Genomic DNA, 3,994 nt, shown 5'->3' with positions numbered 1-3,994 from the left:
CCGTCCTGGCCGACGAGGAATTCGACGGTGCCGGCGCCGACGTAGCCGGCTTCCTTGAGGATGGCCTTGGAGGCGGTGTAGAGCTGGGTGTTCTGTTCGGGGGTCAGGAAGGGTGCGGGGGCTTCCTCGACGAGTTTTTGGTGGCGGCGCTGGAGGGAGCAGTCGCGGGTGGAGACGACGACGACGTTGCCGTGGGTGTCGGCCAGGCACTGGGTTTCGACGTGGCGGGGTTTGTCGAGGTAGCGCTCGACGAAGCATTCGCCGCGGCCGAAGGCGGCGACGGCTTCGCGGACGGCGGAGTCGTAGAGTTCGGGGACCTCGTCGAGGGTGCGGGCGACCTTCAGGCCGCGTCCGCCGCCGCCGAAGGCGGCTTTGATGGCGATGGGCAGGCCGTGTTCCTTGGCGAAGGCGACGACCTCGTCGGCGTCGGCGACGGGGTCGGGGGTGCCGGCGACCAGGGGTGCGCCGGCGCGTTGGGCGATGTGGCGGGCGGCGACCTTGTCGCCGAGGTCGCGGATGGCGTGGGGGGGCGGGCCGATCCAGATGAGGCCGGCGTCCAGGACGGCCTGGGCGAAGTCGGCGTTTTCGGAGAGGAAGCCGTAGCCGGGGTGGATGGCGTCCGCGCCGGAGTCCTTGGCGGCTGTCAGGACCTTGTCGATGTCCAGGTAGCTGGTGGCGGGGGTGTCGCCGCCCAGGGCGAACGCCTCGTCCGCGGCGCGGACGTGCAGGGCGTCCCGGTCCGGGTCGGCGTACACGGCCACGCTCGCGATCCCGGCGTCACGGCAGGCCCGGGCGACACGGACAGCGATTTCGCCACGGTTGGCGATCAACACCTTGCGCACGATGGCTCCCTCTCCTTGAAACAAGCCGAGTTTAGGGACTGCCGACACGACGTTTCGACCCGTCCCCGGTGGTGAGCTTGCCCACACGGAGCGTGAAACCGGGCTCACTCAAGCTGCGAAATCCCTTGTCGCACCGCCGGACAGGGGAATCCACCGCAAAACCCTAGCCTTCCCGTGTGGTCAAGGTCTCTATGAAGTAGTCCCGCCGACTGTCGTGTTTCTTTGTGGAGTCCCTACTAATGGCCCAACGAATCTTTGCTCATGCCGGACCCCTTGTCCCCAGGTTTACTCGTTAGTAGCGTTCGCGATGCTCGAAGGTACGTGAGGTAACAGTCAGCGCGCGTCGAAGGTGGGTGGGGGCCGGTGGTCCGCAGACCGGTGGCATGGATCTTGGCGGTCGTCCTCTTCGTGGAGGCGTTCGGCATCGCGCTGCTGAACTGGTTCCTCGGGATGGTCGTCGATCGCCAGGACATGTCCCTGGCCGGGCTGGACCCGGACGCGATGTCCGTGTCGTCGAAGGCGGGCGGCGTGGCCTTCGGGCTCTACTTCGCGGTGTGCGGGCTCGCCGCCGTGCTCGTCGCCGTGCGTGACCGTTCGCCGTCCGGTGTCTGGCGCATCCTCCTGGTCAGTGCCGCCGTGGTGCACGGACTGCTCGGCGCCTTCACGGTCGGTCTGGTCGGGTGGGGCGCCTTCGTGTTCATGATGGTGGTGCTCGGGCTGATCCTGCTCACCCTCATGACATACGACGACCGCGGCGCGGGCCCGGCCGACACGCCGTCCGCCGGGGGCGGTCCCGAGGGCGAGGGCGGCACCGGGCAGACGGTCCCGGAACAGGGCGGCACCGAGAGCGGCGGCCCGGCACCGGTCACTCCCTGACCGCTGCCGACCGCGCGGGCCGCTCCGCCGTACCCGGCGGTTCCGGCCGTCGTGGGCTTCCCGCCCCGGGCGGCCCGGCCGCCCCCGGCCGGTGTGTGCTCACGGCTCCCGCGGCGCCCACAACTCCGTGATCGGCACGCCCAGTTCGGCCAGCAGCCGGCGGACCAGCGGCAGGGAGATGCCGATGACGTTGCCGTGGTCGCCGTCGATGCCGTCGATGAAGGGCGCCGAACGGCCGTCGAGCGTGAACGCCCCGGCCACCGAGAGCGGTTCTCCGGAGGCGACGTAGGCGGCGATCTCCTCGTCCGTCGGCTCACCGAAGCGGACCACCGTGGACGCCGTGGCGGACGCGTAGCGGCCGCTGAGGGTGTCGTGGACGCAGTGGCCGGTCTGCAGCGTGCCTGCCCGGCCGCGCATCGACTTCCAGCGGGCCGTCGCCTCCTCCGCGTCCGCGGGCTTGCCGAGGGCCTCGCCGTCCAGGTCCAGCACCGAGTCGCAGCCGATCACGAGCGCGCCCATGACCTCCGGCCTCGCCGCCACCACGGACGCCTTCGCCTCGGCCAGCGCGAGCGCCAGCTCGGCGGGTGTGGGCGCGCTGATGCCCTCCTCGTCGACACCGCTCACGACGACGTCGGGGTCGAGCCCGGCCTGCCGGAGCAGTCCGAGCCGCGCGGGCGACTGGGAGGCGAGGACGAGGCGGCGGCGGTGCTGATCGGTCATGTGCTCAGCGTATCGGCGCCCTTCACCGGATGCCGATGACGATCATCGCCAGCAGCATGGCCAGCGCCATGAGGACCCCCAGTCGCCGCAACATCTCCTGCATCTCGCGGAGTTCCTCGGGCGGCTCGTTCTCGGGGTCGGACCACAGCATGCCGTCGATCGTCCGACGGTGACGTGCTCGGGCGCCTGAGTACGCGTACTCAACTTGGCAAACGGAACTGGAGTGTCATTAACGTCCGCCGCCTGCTAGTGTCCTGCCTCCGCCCCTAAAGGGGAACATGGACCCGTTAAGGAAGGAGGGGGTTGCCGTGTTCACCACCGCCTGGACCGCATCTCCCCAGCTGCCCAGCGAGGGCTTCACCCCCAACTGGTCCCGCGAGGGCTTCTGGCGCCAGTCACTGCGCCAGGTCGTGCGGCTCACCGCGGGCGGGGGCCGGGTCCGCATCCGGCTCTCCCACGCGTACGGGACCTCGCCGCTGGAGATCGCCGGGGCCACCGTCGCCCATGCCGCCGACGGGGCGGCCGTCGCCGCGGGCACCGTGCGGCGGCTCACCTTCGGCGGGGCGCACGCGGTGCAGGTCCCCGCCCGCGGCCGGGTCGTCAGCGACCCCGCCGACCTGCGCACCGGGCCGGGAGCGTCGATCACCGTCACCCTGTACTTCGACGCCGCGACCGGCCCGGCCACCTTCCACGCCCAGGCGTTCGCGACCAGCTACCGGGGCACGGGCGATCGGCTGCGGGACGTCAGCGGCGCGGGCTTCGGGGAGTCCTCCGAGTCCTGGTACGTCCTGTCGGCCGTCGAGACCGACTCCGGCCGCCGGGACGGCGTCGCCGTCCTCGGCGACTCCGTCGCCGACGGCTTCGGCTCCACCCCGGGTGCGAACCGCCGCTGGTCCGACGCCCTCGCCGAGCGCACCGGGCGGCCCGTGCTCAACGCCGGCATCGGCGGGAACCTGCTGCTCAACGACTCGGCCTGGTACGGCGAGAAGGCCGTCCACCGCGTCGCCCGGGACGTCCTCGACCATCCGGGCGTGGACACGCTCGTGGTCCTGCTCGGCCTGAACGACATCGGGTTCAGCGAGACGGACCGGCAGCCGACGTACAAACCCGCGCCGGTGGTCCGGGCCGCCGAACTCGTCGACGGCCACCGGGACCTCATCCGCCAGGCGCGCGCGAGGGACCTGAGGGTGGTCGGCGCGACCCTGCTGCCCTTCGCGGGCTCCGATCACTGGGGCGAGCACGCGGCGAAGGTGAGCAACGAGCTGAACGACTGGATCCGGGGCTCGGGGGAGTACGACGCGGTCGTCGACCTCCACCGCGTGCTGGCGGATCCGGCCGCCCCGGACCGGCTGCGCCCGGCGTACGACTTCGGCGATCACCTGCACCCGAACGACACGGGGTACGCGGTGATGGCCGAAGCCGTCGCGAAGGTGCTGTAGACCGCACGGGGGGCGTCAGCCGGGCCAGTAGGTGCGGCTCCATGCTGCCGGGCTGGGTGGGGGCAGGTGGTGGGTGGCGATGCGGGCCGGGTCGGCCCAGGAGTCCGGGGGGCGCGT

General features: G+C 71.6%; 5 protein-coding genes. 2 read left to right on the top strand and 3 right to left on the bottom strand.

Annotated features, from left to right (window positions below; genetic code table 11):
• Positions 1 to 842 (bottom strand): biotin carboxylase N-terminal domain-containing protein (locus ACFYMU_RS33335; RefSeq protein WP_388381465.1); only part of this gene is annotated, 842 nt, incomplete at its 3' end.
• Between the two features lie 363 nt (positions 843 to 1,205).
• Here ACFYMU_RS33335 and ACFYMU_RS33330 point away from each other — a divergent pair.
• Entirely contained in the window at positions 1,206 to 1,718 is a 513-nt protein-coding gene (locus ACFYMU_RS33330) for a hypothetical protein (RefSeq protein WP_388381463.1), read from the top strand.
• Positions 1,719 to 1,817: 99 nt separating this feature from the next.
• On the opposite strand, the gene ACFYMU_RS33325 is transcribed toward ACFYMU_RS33330, so the two are convergent.
• Complete coding sequence (locus ACFYMU_RS33325) at positions 1,818 to 2,438, bottom strand: Maf family protein (RefSeq protein WP_388381461.1); 621 nt, start codon at positions 2,436 to 2,438, stop codon at positions 1,818 to 1,820.
• Between the two features lie 22 nt (positions 2,439 to 2,460).
• Positions 2,461 to 2,589 carry a morphogenic membrane protein MmpB gene (gene mmpB / locus ACFYMU_RS33320; protein ID WP_388381459.1) on the bottom strand — a complete coding sequence of 43 codons (129 nt, stop codon included), beginning with the start codon at positions 2,587 to 2,589 and terminating at the stop codon, positions 2,461 to 2,463.
• Positions 2,590 to 2,746: 157 nt separating this feature from the next.
• Here mmpB and ACFYMU_RS33315 point away from each other — a divergent pair, with 157 nt between their 5' ends.
• Positions 2,747 to 3,877 carry an SGNH/GDSL hydrolase family protein gene (locus tag ACFYMU_RS33315; RefSeq protein ID WP_388381457.1) on the top strand — a complete coding sequence of 377 codons (1,131 nt, stop codon included), beginning with the start codon at positions 2,747 to 2,749 and terminating at the stop codon, positions 3,875 to 3,877.
• Positions 3,878 to 3,994 lie beyond the last annotated feature (117 nt).

It is taken from the genome of Streptomyces sp. NPDC007264 (assembly GCF_042869095.1).
Classification (GTDB): domain Bacteria; phylum Actinomycetota; class Actinomycetes; order Streptomycetales; family Streptomycetaceae; genus Streptomyces.
This window is presented reverse-complemented; position numbering and strand designations above follow the sequence as displayed.

What these genes read in the sequence shown, in the direction of transcription:
- ACFYMU_RS33325 (WP_388381461.1), bottom strand. Translation starts at nt 2,438, where the DNA reads ATGACCGATCAGCACCGCCGCCGCCTCGTCCTCGCCTCCCAGTCGCCC.
- mmpB (WP_388381459.1), bottom strand. Translation starts at nt 2,589, where the DNA reads ATGCTGTGGTCCGACCCCGAGAACGAGCCGCCCGAGGAACTCCGCGAG.